This window comes from Micrococcaceae bacterium Sec5.1 (assembly GCA_039636795.1).
GTDB lineage: Bacteria > Actinomycetota > Actinomycetes > Actinomycetales > Micrococcaceae > Arthrobacter.
Genome location: CP143430.1, coordinates 1,609,084 through 1,624,994, shown reverse-complemented (window position 1 = coordinate 1,624,994; position 15,911 = coordinate 1,609,084). Strand labels below are relative to the sequence as shown.

Below are 15,911 nucleotides of genomic sequence, written 5' to 3'. Positions count from 1 at the left end.
CACAGCCGAAGCTAACACCAAGGGAAAGCATCAAACCGGGAAAGGGGTTTCTATTTACGAATCATTTACACCCCTTCCGCGCCGCCGGTTACGGCTCGAAGCGATAACCCATCCCGGCTTCGGTGAGCAGATGCCTGGGCCGGGCAGGGTCGGCTTCAAGTTTGCGGCGCAACTGTCCCATGTAGACCCGGAGGTAATGCGTTTCTCCGTCGTATCCCGGGCCCCAGATCCTGGCCAGCATCTGCTGCTGGGTGATGAGCCGTCCCGGGTTACAGACCAGCAGTTGCAGAATGGCCCATTCCCGCGGGGTGAGCCGCACTGATGCGCCGTCGCGGGTCACTTTCTTCTTTTCAAGGTCCACTGCGAAGTCCCCGACGTCGACGATCACGACTTGATCGCCGCCGTCGGACGTCCCGAGACGGCGTTCAGCGACGCGCAACCGTGCCAGGAGTTCGTCCAGGCCAAAAGGTTTCGTGACGTAGTCATCCGCACCGGCGTCGAGGGCACGGACTTTGTCCACGGACCCTTGCCTGGCGGACAGGACAATGATTGGAGTGCTGCTGGAACGACGGATCCTGGTGATGACGTCAACGCCGTTGATGTCCGGCAGTCCAAGATCCAAAACGATAATTTCCGGATGGTTGCCCTCGGCGTACTGCAGGGCCGTGGTGCCGTCCATTGCGGTGAGCACCTCGTATCCCTCGGCGCGCAGATTTACCTGCAAAGCGCGCAGCAGTTGGGGTTCATCGTCTACGACGAGCACGGTCCTCATGCCTCACCTCGTTCCGCGCTGCCTGCGTGATGCGCATTCCCGTCGCCGGTGGAAAGAGGAAGGCGGATGGCAACCGTCAGTCCCCCTCCCGGCGTCGGTTCAGCAGCCAGTTGGCCGCACATCGCTTCGGTAAAGCCCTTCGCGACGGCCAGTCCCAGTCCGATGCCCAAGCCAGCCGGCGCGTCGTCCAGCCGCTGGAACGGCTCAAACATGGCGATCACGTCCGAGGCGGCCACACCCTGGCCATGGTCCACGATCCGCAGTTCTCCGCAGGGGCGTCCTTCAATCGTGGCCACCCCCGATCCACCGGCGGGTCCCACGATGACGATATCCGAGCCTGCGGCATATTTCAGGGCATTCTCGACGATATTGGCAATGACGCGTTCCAGCATGCCCAGGTCGGCATCAATGGCTGGAATGTTCGGAGCGAGATCGATCCGGATAGCTCCTTCCGGCACTCCCCGCAGCGCGTCTTCGATGGCATCACGCCACGTCACCGAGGACGTGAGCGGGGCAGTGGATCCGCTGGAGATCCGGGACATGTCCAACAGATTGTCCACCAAGGAGTCAAGGCGGTCCGCGTAGGAGTCGATGGTATGGAGCATCTCGTCCTGTATCTCTTCGGGAAGCCGTCGCTTCTGGCGCTGCAAAGCGGTCACCGCCAGCTTGATTCCGGCCAATGGTGTCCGCAAGTCATGGCTGACAGCGTTCAGAATGGACGTCCGGATGCTGTTGCCCTCAGCCAGTTTCGTGGTCGTCTTCAGCCTGAGCTGGAGTGCATAACGTTGCCTTAGTAATAGCAGGTGGGTCGCGTGGGCCGCCAGCAACCGCCGCTCGCCGGCAGTGAGTGGCCTGCCAGAGACCACAAGGGCCGTATCGGAATCTGCCATTTCATAGGCCCCGGCCCCTGAATCAGCCGAACCCGGAGGCTGTGGCGGCGCTTCACCTGAGTGCGCCTGGAGTTCCCAGCCGTCCCTTGTGGCTGAGGTTCCTGTGCCGGAGTCTCTGGTGCCGGAGGTTCGGGTAAATAATCCCACCGAGCCCACCTGGAAGGTCTCACGAACCTTATCCAGAAATGCCGCAATGGTGTCGTCCTCCACCAGGGCGTTCCTGGCCAAATCCAAGAGTGTCGCCGCCTCGGCACGGGCATGAATAGCCTCCTGGGCCCGCTTGGCCGAGAGCCCTACCACCAGTGACACAGCAATCCCCGCACCCAGGAACACGAGCACGGCAAACAGAATCTGCGGGTCGCTGATTCTGAAAGTCCCGACCGGTTCGGTCTCGAAATAATTCAGCAGCAACGAGTCCAGAATCGCGGCCAGCACCGCAGGCCAGAGACCACCGATGAACGCCACCGCCATCACCCCGGTCAAATGCACCAAGACATGGGTGGCAAAGTTCAGATCCGGGGCAAAGGACAACACCGCCGTGGCTAGAACAGGGATGAGTACCGCCAGGACAAAACCCACCGTGGTCCTGGCCCGGCCCAGCCCTCCTGAGCGTATGCGAAGAATTCCCCTTGCCATGTCCACAGTCTGTCAGCTGTGCAGGGGTCTTTGTTATACGGCGCGGACGCCCGCCCGCCACACCGAGTGCGTCAGCGGAATCCCCGGCCGGTACGCCAAGTGCGTGGCCGAGGGCGCCTTCAGCATGTGAAGGTCCGCGCGATGACCGACGGCGAGCGAACCCACCGCCCGTTCGCCGTCGACGTCGTTCCCGGACTCGCGGCCCAATGCAAGGGCGCCGCCGTACGTCGCCGCCCGAACGGCCTCGTGGACACTGAGGTGCATCTGCAGGACCGCGGTGGTCACACAGAATGCGATGGAACTCGTGTAGGAGGTGCCGGGGTTGCAGTTGGCGGCCAGGGCGATCTGGACGCCGGCATCGATCAGCTCCCGGCCCGGTGCGAGCGGCTGTCGCGTGGACAAGTCACAAGCGGGTAAGCACGTTGCGACGGTTCCACGGGCGCCACTGCCCGTAGCCGGGTCCCAGCCCTTCCAGGTTCCCGCCAGCGCGTCAATGTCCATCTGCGAAAGATAGTTCACGTGGTCCACGCTGGCGGCCCCGAACTCCACGGCCAACGCAACGCCTGGCCCCTCGCCCAGCTGGTTGCCATGCACGCGCAGCCCCAACCCCGCGTCCCGGGCAGCCGTAAGGACCCTGCGGGACTGCTCTTCCGTGAACGCACCGCGCTCGCAGAACACGTCCGCCCAGCGCACATGCGGCAGGACGGCGTCGAGCATTTCACCGCAGACCAGGTCCGTGTACTCCTCCGGATCGGACCCGGCCGGCACCAGGTGCGCGCCGAGGTAGGTGACCTCGTCCACCAGAGCCGCGGCGATGCGTGCACTGCGGGCTTCGTTCTCCACGTCCAGGCCGTAGCCGGTCTTGCTCTCAAGGTAGGTAGTCCCCTGCGAGACGGCTTCAGTGACACGGTCCCTCACCAGAGTCGTCAGTTCATCGTCACTCACGCTGCGGGTAGCCCCCGTAGTGACAGCAATGCCGCCGGCACTGTAACTCTGCCCGGCCATGCGGGCCTCAAACTCGGCTGTGCGATCACCGGCGAAAACGAGGTGGGAGTGCGAGTCGACCCAGCCAGGCAGGACGGCGCGGCCTTCGGCGTCGATCTTTGTATCCGCCACAGGAGCGTCGTTGTTGGACCCGATCCAGGCAATGCGCTCGCCTTCGAACACGATCGCGGCGTCTTTGAGGACACGATGCTCCAGGTCCTGGGTCATCAGCTCGCCGATGTTGGTGATAAGAGTGCTGTTTTGTCCTGGACTGCTGATTCCGCTCATGTCCCTATTGTTCAGCGCCGGATGGACCAGCGAACGGCCGCAAGCTGTTCGGCTGTCCGGGATTCCGGACTGTCCTCTTTTACCTCGCCCAGGATCAGGCCGGCCGCCAGCTCGGCGATGGCTGAGGACGTCTGGAATCCGTAGCCGCCCTGCCCGGCCAGCCAGAAAAAGCCCTTCGCTTCGGCGTCGAAGCCAACCACCGGGATTCCGTCCGCAGCTTCTGTCCGCAACCCCGTCCATGCACGATCCACTGAACGGATGCCCAAGGTTGTCAGTGAGTTGAGCCTGCTGATGAGTTTGTCCACATCACCGGCATAAGGTTTAGCGTCTTCGGCCCCGCTGGGCACGGTTTCCGACGGCGAGATGAGCACCTGGTTGCCCTCGGCGCGGAAGTAGAACGAGTGATCGGCTGCAGCCACCATGGGCGTTTGCGGCGTCAGCGATTGCTCGACGTTCACAATCGCCGCGGTCCGCCGATAAGGCTGCAGTCCCAACTTCTCCACGCCGCTGATGACGGCCAACTCATCCGCCCACGCACCCGCGGCATTAACCACGACGGCGGACTGGAAACCTTCCGTTCCGGCACCCACCTGCCAGCCACTTCCGAGCCGCTGGGCCGAGTGGACACGCGCACCGGTGATGATGTCGGCTCCCGCCGCCTGAGCCCTCTTCCGGTGATCTTCCAACAAGGCCGGCGCATTGCAACCAAACGAGCCATCGTCCAACCCCGCAGCCGTGAACGAGTCCGGCTTCAGGACCGGGCAGAGCTGCATGGCTTCAGCGTGGGTGATTGTGTGCATGTTGCCGCTGGCTTCTGCCCGGACTGTTTCCTCATCGCCCACCAGCATGAACCTGCGTGGGGTAAGGACGGGCTCGGGAAGATCGGCGTCGCGCGCCCTCATCAGCTCCAGGGTCCGGACCGTAAGTTCCTGCACTATGGGCGGCCCGTAACTCGGAATCAGTTGGCGGGCTGAGCGTGAGGAGGTGTGGAAGGCCAACGATTGCTCAGCCTCCACCAGCGCAACCGTGCACCGGCCTGCGAGCGCGGACGCCAAAGAAAGACCCGCAATGCCGCCGCCAACGATTACCACGTCATAATTCGAAGCCATGGCTCCATCCTGTCAGACGGCATGAAGGGTGCACAGATCGATCCTCTCCCACATCCAACCCCCAACGGCCGGATGTTCCTTCACGTCCAACCCCCAACGCCCCGATGTTCTCTCCCTTGCGTCAAGAAAGTGATGGAACATCCGGTGGAAAGCAGCAGGATGTGAGAGAAGATCAGGCCTGACGCGGCAGGATGTGAGAGAGCGTTGCTTAGGCGACCGCTGCGCGACTCTTCACGAACGCCTGAACGCAAGCTTCGACGTCGTCCGCGCTGTGCGCGGCGGAAAGCTGGACGCGGATGCGGGCCGCGCCCTTCGGCACTACTGGGTAGCTGAAGGCGGTCACGAAGACACCGTGACCGAGCATCTCATCCGCAACCTTTGCGGCAATCACGGCGTCACCGAACATCACGGGGATGATGGCGTGCTCCCCCTCGAGGAGTTCGAAGCCTTCCTCGCTCATGCGGCGGCGGAACAGGGCTGCGTTTTCGAACAGGCGGGTGCGGAGTTCGCCGGATTCCTGGACCAGCTCGATCGCCTTGATGGTGGCGGCCACGATGGCCGGCGCCAGGGAGTTGGAGAACAGGTACGGACGGGCCTTCTGGCGCAGCATCGCGACGATTTCGCCGCGGCCTGAAACGTAGCCGCCGGATGCCCCGCCGAGGGCCTTGCCGAACGTACCGGTGTAAATGTCCACGCGCCGGGAAACACCTGCGTGCTCGGGAGTACCGGCACCCGTGGGTCCCATGAAGCCGACGGCGTGGGAGTCGTCCACCATCACGAGGGCGTCGTGCTTCTCGGCGAGGTCGCAGATGGCTTCGAGCGGGGCAAGGTAGCCGTCCATGGAGAACACACCATCGGTGACGATGATCTTCCGGCGGGAACCCTCGGCCTCAACGAGCTTCGCCTCAAGGTCAGCCATGTCCTGGTTGGCGTAGCGGAAGCGCTTGGCCTTGCTCAGGCGGATGCCGTCGATGATCGATGCGTGGTTGAGCGAGTCCGAGACGATGGCGTCTTCGGGGCCGAAAAGGGATTCGAAGACACCCCCGTTGGCGTCGAAGCAGCTGGAGAACAGAATCGTATCTTCGGTGCCCAAAAAGGCCGAGACACGGGCCTCGAGTTCAAGGTGAAGATCCTGGGTGCCACAAATGAAGCGCACAGAGGCCATGCCGAAGCCGCGTTCGTCCATGGCGGCCTTGGCTGCGGCAATGATGTCCGGGTGGTCGGCCAGGCCCAGGTAGTTGTTGGCGCAGAAGTTCAGCACTGTGTTAGCTGGCTGGCCGAGTTGGCCGGCGGCGATGTGGCTGGCCTGCGGGGAATCGATGTGGCGTTCTGTCTTGAAGAGGCCGGCGCTGCGGATCTCGTCGAGTTCGCCTTGGAGTTGGTCTTTGATGGCTGAGTACATGGGGTGCTCCTGAATACGTCGGGAAAGGTTCTGTGGCGGCAGCGGGGTTAGAGTTCGGTCCAGTCGAGGACTACTTTGCCGCCGGTTCCGGCGCGGGCGATGTCGAAGCCCTTCTCCCAGTCGGTCGCCGACAGCTTGTCGGTGACCACTGCGGAGATGTTCCGGTGCAGCACAGGGTTGGAAGAAAGCATGGCGCTCATCGCGTACCACGTCTCGAACATTTCGCGGCCATAGATGCCCTTAAGCGTGAGCATGTGGGTGACCACTTTGCCCCAGTCGATGTCGATGGACTGGCTGGGAAGGCCCAGCATGGCGATCCGCCCGCCGTGGTTCATGTTGTCGATCATCTCAGGCAGTGCCGTGGGGTGTCCGGACATTTCCAAGCCGATATCGAATCCTTCGCGCATACCCAGCTCCCGCTGTGCGTCGCGGACGCGCATTTTGGAAACGTCGACGGCGAGGTCAACGCCCATTTGGCGGGCCAGTTCCAGTCGGGGAGCAGATACGTCAGTGATGGCGATCTTGCGGGCGCCAGCATGGCGGGCGACGGCAATGGCCATCAGCCCGATGGGTCCTGCGCCGGTAATGAGGACGTCTTCGCCCACCAAGGGGAAGCTCAGGGCTGTGTGGACAGCGTTGCCGAAGGGATCGAAGATGGCACCGAGCTCCGGCGTGACGGATTCGTCGTGGTGGACCCACACGTTGGTCTCCGGAATGACCACAAATTCGGCGAACGCACCATCGCGCTGCACTCCAACGGAGACGGTGTGGATGCACATCTGGCGGCGTCCAGCACGGCAGTTGCGGCAGATTCCGCAAACCACGTGGCCTTCACCGGACACCCGGTCTCCAACTTTGACGTCTCGGACGTCCTCGCCCACTTCCACTACTTCACCGTAGAACTCGTGGCCCGCAATGAGCGGCGTTTCGATGATGCTTTGGGCCCAGGCATCCCAGCTCTGGATGTGGAGGTCGGTACCGCAGATGCCCGTGGTCATGACCCGGATCTTGACGTCGCTGGGTCCCGCTTCGGGCTCTGGACGGTCAACGAGTTCGAACCCTGCATGTGGTCCGGATTTGTAGAGAGCCTTCATGGGATTCCTCACTGCTGGGGCTGCTTCGCTGCTGCTGACTCCATTAGAGCGCCGCTGACGATTTAGCACAACTAGATTCTTCTCAATCAACGATTTAGGATTTGCTAATGGAAATCCATCAGTTGCAGATGCTGCGTGAACTCGGCGACCTGGGCAGTGTCAAAGCTGTGGCCGAGACTCTTATGGTCACCCCATCGGCCGTTTCGCAACAGCTCGCGCTCCTGCAGAAATCGGTGGACGTTCCGCTGACACGCAAGGAAGGCCGCGCCCTGGTGCTGACCGACGCTGGACAGGTCCTCGCCGAGGCCGGGGCCGCCGTCGTGAACGCCATGGCGGATGCGCGGGCAGCGATCGGCGCCTATCACGACGCTCCGGACGCGCCTGTCAGTGTCAGTGCCTTCCACAGTGCGGGTCAGGCGCTGTTTGCGCCGTTGGCAGCGCTGTTGGCGTCCGACGGCGGGAAGTCGCCTAGGCTCCGACTCTCGGATGAGGATGTGGCCCAGGAAGATTTCCCGGGGTTGGTTGCCCGCTACGACCTCGTGCTGGCACACAGGATGGATAACAGCCCGCCGTGGCCGGAAGACAAAGTGGCCGTGATCCCACTGGCGGACGAACCCTTGGACGTCGCCCTACCCGCGAACCACCCGCTGGCATCCCGGCGCGAACTCAAGCCCTCCGACGTCGTGGATGAAACCTGGGTGACCAGCCGCGACGGCTACTCCCCTGCGGACGTGCTCGCCGCCGTCGTTGCCGTGAGTGGACGGCCCGCCGAAGTGCTGCACCGCATCAACGACTACTCAACTGTTGCCGCACTTGTGGCGGCTGGCGGCGCGATCGGACTCCTGCCAAGGTTCACGGCGCGGCGCGTCCTGGATGCCGGCGTTGTGCTGCGGCCCCTATCCGGCGTGAACGCGGTGCGTAAGATCGACATCCTGGCCAGGCCCGAAACGCTGAAACGGAAATCAGTCATGACGGTTTGCGAGTCACTTCAAACCGTCATGACCGAACTTATCGAGCTATCCAGCCCCCGCTAGCTAGCCACGGGCCAAGGCCGGTTGTCCGGCGTCGAAGTAGGCCACAAGCCCGGCGGGCAGTGCAGGGACCTCCCGCGCGCAGCCGTCGCCGCGCAGCGATTCGGTGGCGAGTACGCCGGCCACCACTGCCTGCCGTGCAGCTACGGGACTGGTCTGCGTTTGGCCGCCTCGGGAAGCGAAGCGAAGGAACTCCTCGATAAGGCGCGGGTCTGCGCCCCCATGGCCGCCGTCACCGTCCTGGATTGTGTGTACCTCGTCCGGCGCCGCATAGCCCGAGGTCCGGCTGGTCCAGACGTTGATGGTGTTCCCGGGGCCGTCGCCGAAGTTCTCGATTCTGCCCCTGGTGCCAATGATGGTGTAGTTGCGCCAGTAATCGGGGGTGAAGTGGCACTGCTGGTACGAAGCCAGAACGCCGTTGTCCAGGACCATGTTCATCATGGAAATGTCCTCGACGTCGATCACCTCAGCCAGGCCTCTCTGCTCCGTGGGCGGCCAATTGTCCACCGAGTACCATTCGCCCATGCGCTTGCCCGCGTTGTTGCTGCGGTTGGTGACATCGCCATAGACCGCGAGATCACCGACGGCGGCAACCCGCTTGGTGTACCCGCCGGCCAGCCAGTGGATCACGTCGATGTCGTGCGCCCCTTTTTGGAGGAGCAGGGAGGTGACATTGGCGCGCTGGGCATGCCAGTCCTTGAAGTAGTAGTCCCCGCCATCGCCGACAAAGTGCCGGCACCAGATGGCCTTGACCTCGCCGATCTTGCCCTCCTGAATGATTTGGCGCATCTGTACTACAACCGGCATGTGCCGCATATTGTGTCCAACGTACAAGCGCGTTCCGGTCTCATAGGCCGTCTTCAAAATCAGGTCCGCTGCCTCCACGGTGATATCCAGGGGCTTCTCACAGAAGGTCGCAATGCCGGCCTTGAGCGTACGAACCGCGACGGCGGCATGCTGGTTATCGGGGGTCAACACCAGGACAGCGTCCAGGTCGCTGGCGAGCACTTCTTCGAGGTCGCTGGTGATGCGGGCCGAGGGGATGCTCGCCGCGGCGTCCGCCCGTCCCCTCTCGCTCACGTCACAGACGATGGTGACTTCAGAGCCGTGACCCGGTTTATGGGCGTGTCTCCACAGCCCGGAGCGCAGGCCGAAACCCACGATGCCGACCTTCAAATCCTTTTCCATGAGGTGCAATTTCCTTCTGCTGGTTCGTTTAAAAAAGTCTGGTTGCTGAGCTGCGGTGGGGTGCGGATTCGCGCACGAACAGGTGCCACGGGAAGTCCAGGACCGCCGGCTCGCCCTTGGCCTCCGGGCCAGCGGGTGCCGTCGCCCGCTGCAAGAGAAGCCGGGCCATTTTGCCGAAGAAATCCACGGGGCCCACCGTGCTGAGCGACGGCGACATCCGCTCCCCCTCCACAGTGTTGCCCACGCCAATGATGTCCACGTCAACACCAACGGCGAGCCCGAGCCGTTGAGCCGCATTGATGGCAGCGACGGCGGCGAAGTCCGTGGTGGCGTAGATGGCACTAGGCCGCTCCGGCAGGCTGAGCAGCCGCGTTGTGGCAGCATACGCACCGGCGGACGTGCCATCGAAGAGGCCCACATAATCCTCGTTTTCCGGGATGCCGGCTTCCACCAGGGCCTCTGAGTAGGCCCGGTAGCGGGTGCCGCCCGAGGCGCCGGCAGCCGTGGCCGGGGTGACGCAAGCGATCCTCCGATGGCCGTGGAGGAGGTGCTCCACGGCCATGCGGCAACCTGGCCCTGCAATAGACCTGATGACGTCAAAGCCCTCAGGTTCAAGCTCTTCGTCAAAAGCCACGAGCGTGGTCCCATGCTCCGCGAGTTTCCGAAGTGCGCCCCGTTGTTCGGGCCGGACTGCATCCACGAAGACGGCATCGGCGTTATGAGTGCCAAGGACCTTCACCCAGTCGGCGTCGCCAAGGATCATCGGCGTGATCCCCAAGGGAGCTGCCGCCTTTTGCACCGCCTCGATGACGGATAACGACCAAGGATCGGACAGCATGGTCAATGACAGGATGACGGTGTTCGTCTGCCCTGTCCGGATAGCCCGGGCAGCCTGGTTGGGGCGGTAGCCAAGCCGCTCCGCAACTGCCTTGACCTTCTCCGCCGTCGGGTCCGAAACTCCCGGTCCCGCATCACCCCGGCGACCGGACAACACATAGGAAACCGTGGCCGTGGAAACACCCGCGAGTTCGGCCACCATGCGAATGGTGGGCCGGACGCCCGTGTTACTCGCTTTTGCCATGATTTCCCCCTGCTTGTTGGTGTTTCTTCTGGTTTTTTGAGGCTAGCTCCTGAACACGGGAGCTTCGGGATCCAACGCGGCCTGGAATTCGTCGCGCATCTTGTCACCGCCTTCGCTCTTCCAGCGCTTGACCGCGTCCTTGAGTTCATCGATCTTGGCCCGTCCGGTGATGATGTCCACCACCTTGTCGCGGAGCTGTTTGGTGATCTTCGCCCCCACCTTGGCGTTCGTATCGGAGTAGGAACCATTGGTGGGGTTGCGCCATGCGAGCTCCAGCAATTTTTCTTCCTGCTCGCTGACATACCGGGTGTCGTCGTCGAATCCCGGATTGAAAATGACGTTCTCCGGGCTGGACATGATGTTCAACGCCGAGACCAAGCCAGGCGCATTCGTGGTTCCCGTCTCCGTACGCACCGGGTTGCCCGAACCATCCAGGGTGTAATCCTGGCCGAGCTCGCCGAAGTTCTTCTGCATGTACTCCACCGTGCCAAACGGTGCCGACAGGTAGTTGATGAGGGCCAGCAGCTCACGGATCTTGTCCTCCCCAGCCTTCTTGAACGGCGTGAAACCCACCGTCCCGTAGCCCATGTCGTAGGTTGGCTTGACCTTCCCGTCGGCGCTGAACGGAATGAGGATGTCAAACTTGGCGGTCTTGTTCAGCGCCCGGTAGCTGCGGAGGTCATGGGGACCCACCACCACCTGTGCCGCAACACTGCCATTGGCAACGCGGGAACGAATGTCCGTGGCCTTGGAATCCGGGTAGAAAACGCCGGCTGCGAACATCTTGGCGGTGAACTCCACGCCGGCCATGTACTCATCAGTTTCGTATAAGTGCGTCAGCGTACGGTCCTTGTTGATGGCCCAGCTGTTCGGGGCGCCAAACCACTCGGTAACCATGTGCAGAGCATTGATATACGCGGGCTCCAGAGCATATTTCTGATCGCCAGGACGGGTCAGTTCCTTCGCCTTGTCCAGGAACTCGTCCGCGCTCGAAGCCTCAAAACCACCTACTTGTGCCCATGCGTCGTGGTTGCCCAGGTACACCTGGCCGAACGGGGTGCTCGGGATGGGTGCTCCCCAGATCTTGCCGTTCACGACGGCGGTCTTCCAGGAATCGGGCTTCAGCGCGCCCAGGTTGGGGAACTCGAGCACTGCGTCACCGGAGAGGTAGGGCGTCAGGTCCTGGAACTTCGCCTCGAGCATGGGGCCAACATTGGGAATTCCCTGGTTCGGCGGCACCCACATCAGGTCCGGCAGTTCATTGCTGGCCAGGACAGTGGCGAACTTGGCCGGATAACCATCTCCGATGTCCTCGGCGATCTGCAGTTCCAGGTCGCCGCCGAGTTTGGCGTTGAGGCGCTGCCAGAAGGGGTTGTCCTTCAGGCCGGGACTCATGGTCTCGAAGGTTTCCGTCAGGCCGGTCACCTTGCCCTTAAGCGGCGGAGTCTTCACGGACTGCACGGCGGTGGGCAGTTTGAAGTAGCCGGCCTGCAGGCCTTTGGCGTTACCGGCAAGATCCGGACTCACTCCGGTGAATTCCTTGTAGGTGGGCAGCTTGACCGAAGCGGAGGCAGCTGCGCCTCCGTTGCTCGCAGCTCCACCACCCCCGCAAGCAGACAGGCCGACGGCGGTGACGGCCAGGCCCGCGAGGCCAAGGAAGCCGCGACGGCTGAATCCAGCCTGTCCTGAGGTAGTGCTCGTCATGGCGTAACCCTTTCTGGTTCTTTACTGGTAGTTGATGCTGTTAGTGGTCAGGGATGCCGCGTAAACGACTAGCCCTTCACGGCGCCGGTGATGACGCCCTTGGCAAAGTGCTTTTGGAGGAACGGGTAAACCATCAGGATGGGAACCAGCGCCACCACCACTACAGCCATCTGGATGGATTGCGGCGGAGGTGTGGTGGTGATTCCGAGCTGGTCTGCCGCCCCGCTGCCCTGGACTACGAAGTTCCGGAGCAGCAACTGGATGGGCCATTTGCTGTGGTCATTGATGTAGAGCAGTGCGTTGAAGAACGAGTTCCAGAAACCAACGGCATAAAACAAACCCACGACGGCGATGACGGCCTTGGACAGCGGCATGACGATCCGCCACAGGATCTGCCAATCGTTGGCACCATCGATCCGGGCGCTTTCGATCAGTTCACCCGGGATGTTCATGAAGAAGGAGCGCATCACCACGAAGTTGAAGGCGCCGAATATACCCGGGAGGATCAGCGACCACAGCGAGTCCAGCAGCCCGAGCTGACGAATCATGAGGAAGGACGGGATGAGGCCCGGCGCGAACAAGAGCGTGAACAATACCGCGAGCACCACGGGGCGGCCGAAAAGGACTGATCGGCTGGTGGCGTACGCCATGGTGATGGTCACGAACAACGCAAGCAGGGTGCCTACGGCGGTGATGAGCATGCTCACCCCGAGGGACTGCAGGACCATGGGGCCTTTGAAGATCGTGGCGTAAGCCTCCAACGTGGGACGCTCCGGCCAGAGCACGAATCCACCGGCCTGCACGAGTTGTTTGGAGTCCGCCAGGGACGTGGATACCACGAGGAGCAGCGGCGTCAGGATGGACAGGCTGAAAAGGACGAGGACGACGGCTTTTACCGTCTGGTAGAGAGGAAAAGGGCGTTCCTTCCATACGGGTCGTTTGGGGTTGTAGCTCAGTTCCCGGGGGTTCCTCGTGAAAAGTGTCGTTGCCATGGGGTTCTCCTTGTGCAGCAGCTTCTGCAGCAGCCGCGTGGGCTCAGCGTGCTTGCTTTGCAAAAATTCCGTCTTCGCCCAAGCGGTGGGCAAGTTTGTTGGCGCCGTAGATCAGCAGGGCACTGACCACACCCTTCGCCAGGCCTGCCGCGGCACCTGAACTCCAGCCGCCACCGACCACACCGGTGTAGTAGGTAAAGGTGTCCAGCACTTCCGCTGCCCCTGCACCCACGGCGTCGCGTTGCAGGATGAACTGCTCGAAGCCAACGGAAAGGATGTCGCCGATGCGAAGGATCAGAAGGAGCACGATCACGGGCCTTAGCCCAGGCAAGGTGATGTGCCACATCCTGCGCCAACGCCCAGCACCGTCAGCAGCGGCTGCTTCATACAGCGAGGCATCGATACTTGCCAGGGCGGCGAGGAAGATGATCATGGCCCAGCCGGCGTCCTTCCAGATCATCTGGACGACCACCATGACGGGGAAGGTTTCCGGATTGGTCATGAACGGAATCGGATCCATACCCATATCGCGAAGCAGGTTGTTGACGAAGCCCGCACCGCCCAACATCTGCTGGAAGAATGCGATCACCAGGACCCAGGACAAGAAGTGCGGCAGATAGGCGATGCTCTGGAAAATCCTCCGGATCCGTGTGCTGATCAGTGAGTCCACAATCAGTGCCAGCACCAGCGGCACCGGGAAAAGGAAAACCAGCTGCCACGCCGCAAGGTAGAGCGTGTTCCAGAATGCATGGATGAAGTCGGGGTTGCCGAACAGGTCCACGAAGTTCTGCCAGCCAACAAAGAGGCTGTCCCCGATGCCGAGGTAGGGCTGGTAGTCCTGGAACGCGATGACGTTGCCCAGGATCGGGATGTAGAAGAAGAGCAGCAGGAAAGCAACACCCGGGACCATCATCAGGAGCATCTGCTGATCCCGCCTCAGCCTTGAACGGAAGCTTTGTTGGGGCGCCCTGTTGCCCTTGCGCCTCCCCATGCCGGATTTTCCGGGCAATGCCTCCCGAACGCGGCGCGCTTCCGGCAAAGCCGGAGCTTGTTGCGTCGTCGAGTTCATACTGTCTCCTCAGTGCTGGGCCAGAGTCATCAATGGTGCCGGGAGAGTGTGATTCAAAACACGCTCGTTAACCGTTTAACAAACCATAAGCGACCACCTTCACGTTTGCAAGATCATGATTGAAACTGACGATAGAAATCAGCTTTGATCATTGTTGGGGGTGTGGCCGATCCCACTAAGATTGATGGAGAACCGCAGAGGAAAGGTTGAATATGGCAGACTGCTGCAGCCCTGGCGCCGGCGCCCGGGAACATTCGAAGCCGGGGCTGACGCTCCCCCTGCGTGCGGTGGGCGAACATCGGAACCCGACGGCCGGCGTCGTACGTTCCGGCAAGGATGCCGCGACGGCGGGTAATGGAGACGTCGAGATCCCGTCCGGGACCTTCGCCATGGGCGATCCTTTCGGCGAAGGCTACGACGGCGACGGCGAGACGCCAGTCCACGAAGTGTCCGTTTCCGGATTCACCATCAGCGCTACCACGGTCACCAACACGGAGTTCGCGGCATTCGTGGATGCCACAGGGCACCGTACGGAATCTGAAGAGTTCGGGACCTCGGCAGTGTTCCATCTGGCAGTCAAGGCCGAGCCGCACGACATCCTGAACAGGGTCAACAACGTCCCTTGGTGGCTCAACGTCCGCGGCGCAGACTGGGCCCACCCGGCCGGGCCCCTCTCCCACTGGACGGACATCCCGGACCATCCAGTGACGCACGTGTCCTTCAACGACGCCTTGGCCTACTGCGCGTGGGCGGGCCGACGACTGCCCACCGAAGCGGAATGGGAGTATGCAGCCCGCGGCGGTGCGGCCGGGCAGCGCTATCCATGGGGCAACGAACTTCACAATGACAGCGCCGAAGGCAATGCCCGGCACAACTGCAACATCTGGCAGGGCGAGTTCCCGGTACGCAACGACGTCGAGGACGGCTACCTCACCACAGCGCCAGCCAGGTCATTCGCCCCCAACGGGTATGGGCTGTACCAGACCAGCGGCAATGTGTGGGAGTGGTGCAGCGATTGGTTCCTGCCCAAGTACTACAAGACGTGCCTGACCGCCGGCACCGTAGAAGACCCGCAAGGCCCAACGATTGGGCGCGGAAGGGTCATGCGGGGAGGCTCATACCTCTGCCACGACTCCTACTGCAACCGTTACCGGCTGGCCGCGCGGAGTTCCAACACGCCTGACTCGGCCAGCGCCAACCTCGGATTCAGGACCGTAGCCCTCTAAGGTTCCGGATCGTTGAGGACATTCGTCAGTTGATGATTTCGCCGCGCTCGTCAGCAAGAATTGCCGCCAGGCGTTCCTTCCACGCTCGCAGCGCCTCGGGCTCCAGGCGTGTCCAATCGGTGACTTCGCCGATGACCCTGAGCGGGGCTGTGCTGCGGTATGACCGCGTGGGGTTGCCTGGGAATTTCTTGTCGGTCACGTTGGGGTCGTCCTCGAATGGCCCGGTCGGCTCGACCGCGTAAACACGCGGGGCACCGTCACCGGCCGCGAGTTCGGCAGCCAGTCCCGCGCCATCCCGGAGCGCGGTGAAGTAGATGTGGTTCATCACCACCTCGGGACGGTAATTCGACCTGAAGCCCGCGCTCAGGAGATCACCTTCCCGAAGGTTGGCCTTTGTGCCATGAAAGAACGGACCCTCGTCCAACGGTTGATTCACAGTTACACC

General features: G+C 62.4%; 14 protein-coding genes. 2 read left to right on the top strand and 12 right to left on the bottom strand.

The genetic code is table 11. The features are described 5' to 3' along the window. Positions 1-88: 88 nt before the first annotated feature. From VUN82_07495 to tdh, 6 genes are all read right to left on the bottom strand, one after another. Positions 89-772, bottom strand: coding sequence for a response regulator (locus tag VUN82_07495; GenBank protein ID XAS73670.1), 684 nt, complete (start codon positions 770-772; stop codon positions 89-91). After that, complete coding sequence (locus VUN82_07490; GenBank protein ID XAS73669.1) at positions 769-2,298, bottom strand: DUF4118 domain-containing protein; 1,530 nt, start codon at positions 2,296-2,298, stop codon at positions 769-771. The genes VUN82_07495 and VUN82_07490 overlap by 4 nt, the downstream gene beginning before the upstream one ends. A 33-nt stretch (positions 2,299-2,331) precedes the next feature. Further along, positions 2,332-3,570, bottom strand: a complete 1,239-nt coding sequence (gene hutI / locus VUN82_07485; GenBank protein XAS73668.1) for an imidazolonepropionase — start codon at positions 3,568-3,570, stop codon at positions 2,332-2,334. A gap of 11 nt (positions 3,571-3,581) precedes the next feature. Then, positions 3,582-4,679 (bottom strand): FAD-dependent oxidoreductase, encoded by a 1,098-nt coding sequence (locus tag VUN82_07480; GenBank protein ID XAS73667.1) that lies wholly within the window; start codon positions 4,677-4,679, stop codon positions 3,582-3,584. 208 nt (positions 4,680-4,887) lie between these two features. Continuing rightward, positions 4,888-6,081 carry a glycine C-acetyltransferase gene (locus VUN82_07475; protein XAS73666.1) on the bottom strand — a complete coding sequence of 398 codons (1,194 nt, stop codon included), beginning with the start codon at positions 6,079-6,081 and terminating at the stop codon, positions 4,888-4,890. Between the two features lie 47 nt (positions 6,082-6,128). After that, positions 6,129-7,175 carry an L-threonine 3-dehydrogenase gene (gene tdh / locus VUN82_07470; protein ID XAS73665.1) on the bottom strand — a complete coding sequence of 349 codons (1,047 nt, stop codon included), beginning with the start codon at positions 7,173-7,175 and terminating at the stop codon, positions 6,129-6,131. 107 nt (positions 7,176-7,282) lie between these two features. Between tdh and VUN82_07465 the strand changes: the two genes are divergently transcribed. Next, entirely contained in the window at positions 7,283-8,209 is a 927-nt protein-coding gene (locus tag VUN82_07465; GenBank protein ID XAS73664.1) for a LysR family transcriptional regulator, read from the top strand. On the opposite strand, the gene VUN82_07460 is transcribed toward VUN82_07465, so the two are convergent. The 5 genes from VUN82_07460 to VUN82_07440 form a co-directional block, all read right to left on the bottom strand. Beyond that, positions 8,210-9,394, bottom strand: coding sequence for a Gfo/Idh/MocA family oxidoreductase (locus VUN82_07460; GenBank protein XAS73663.1), 1,185 nt, complete (start codon positions 9,392-9,394; stop codon positions 8,210-8,212). A 28-nt stretch (positions 9,395-9,422) separates the two neighbouring features. Then, a complete protein-coding gene (locus tag VUN82_07455; protein ID XAS73662.1) occupies positions 9,423-10,475 on the bottom strand; it encodes a LacI family DNA-binding transcriptional regulator in 1,053 nt (350 codons plus the stop codon). Positions 10,476-10,517: 42 nt separating this feature from the next. Then, a complete protein-coding gene (locus VUN82_07450; GenBank protein XAS73661.1) occupies positions 10,518-12,179 on the bottom strand; it encodes a sugar ABC transporter substrate-binding protein in 1,662 nt (553 codons plus the stop codon). A gap of 68 nt (positions 12,180-12,247) precedes the next feature. Next, positions 12,248-13,171, bottom strand: a complete 924-nt coding sequence (locus VUN82_07445; GenBank protein ID XAS73660.1) for a carbohydrate ABC transporter permease — start codon at positions 13,169-13,171, stop codon at positions 12,248-12,250. A gap of 43 nt (positions 13,172-13,214) precedes the next feature. Beyond that, a complete protein-coding gene (locus VUN82_07440) occupies positions 13,215-14,240 on the bottom strand; it encodes an ABC transporter permease subunit (protein ID XAS73659.1) in 1,026 nt (341 codons plus the stop codon). Between the two features lie 212 nt (positions 14,241-14,452). Here VUN82_07440 and VUN82_07435 point away from each other — a divergent pair, with 212 nt between their 5' ends. Continuing rightward, the gene (locus VUN82_07435) at positions 14,453-15,466 is read left to right on the top strand and encodes a formylglycine-generating enzyme family protein (protein XAS73658.1); all 1,014 of its coding nucleotides are present in this window, start codon (positions 14,453-14,455) and stop codon (positions 15,464-15,466) included. A gap of 25 nt (positions 15,467-15,491) precedes the next feature. Here the strand turns inward: VUN82_07435 and arr are convergent, their stop codons facing one another. Continuing rightward, entirely contained in the window at positions 15,492-15,902 is a 411-nt protein-coding gene (gene arr, locus VUN82_07430; GenBank protein ID XAS73657.1) for an NAD(+)--rifampin ADP-ribosyltransferase, read from the bottom strand. Between the last annotated feature and the right edge of the window lie 9 nt (positions 15,903-15,911).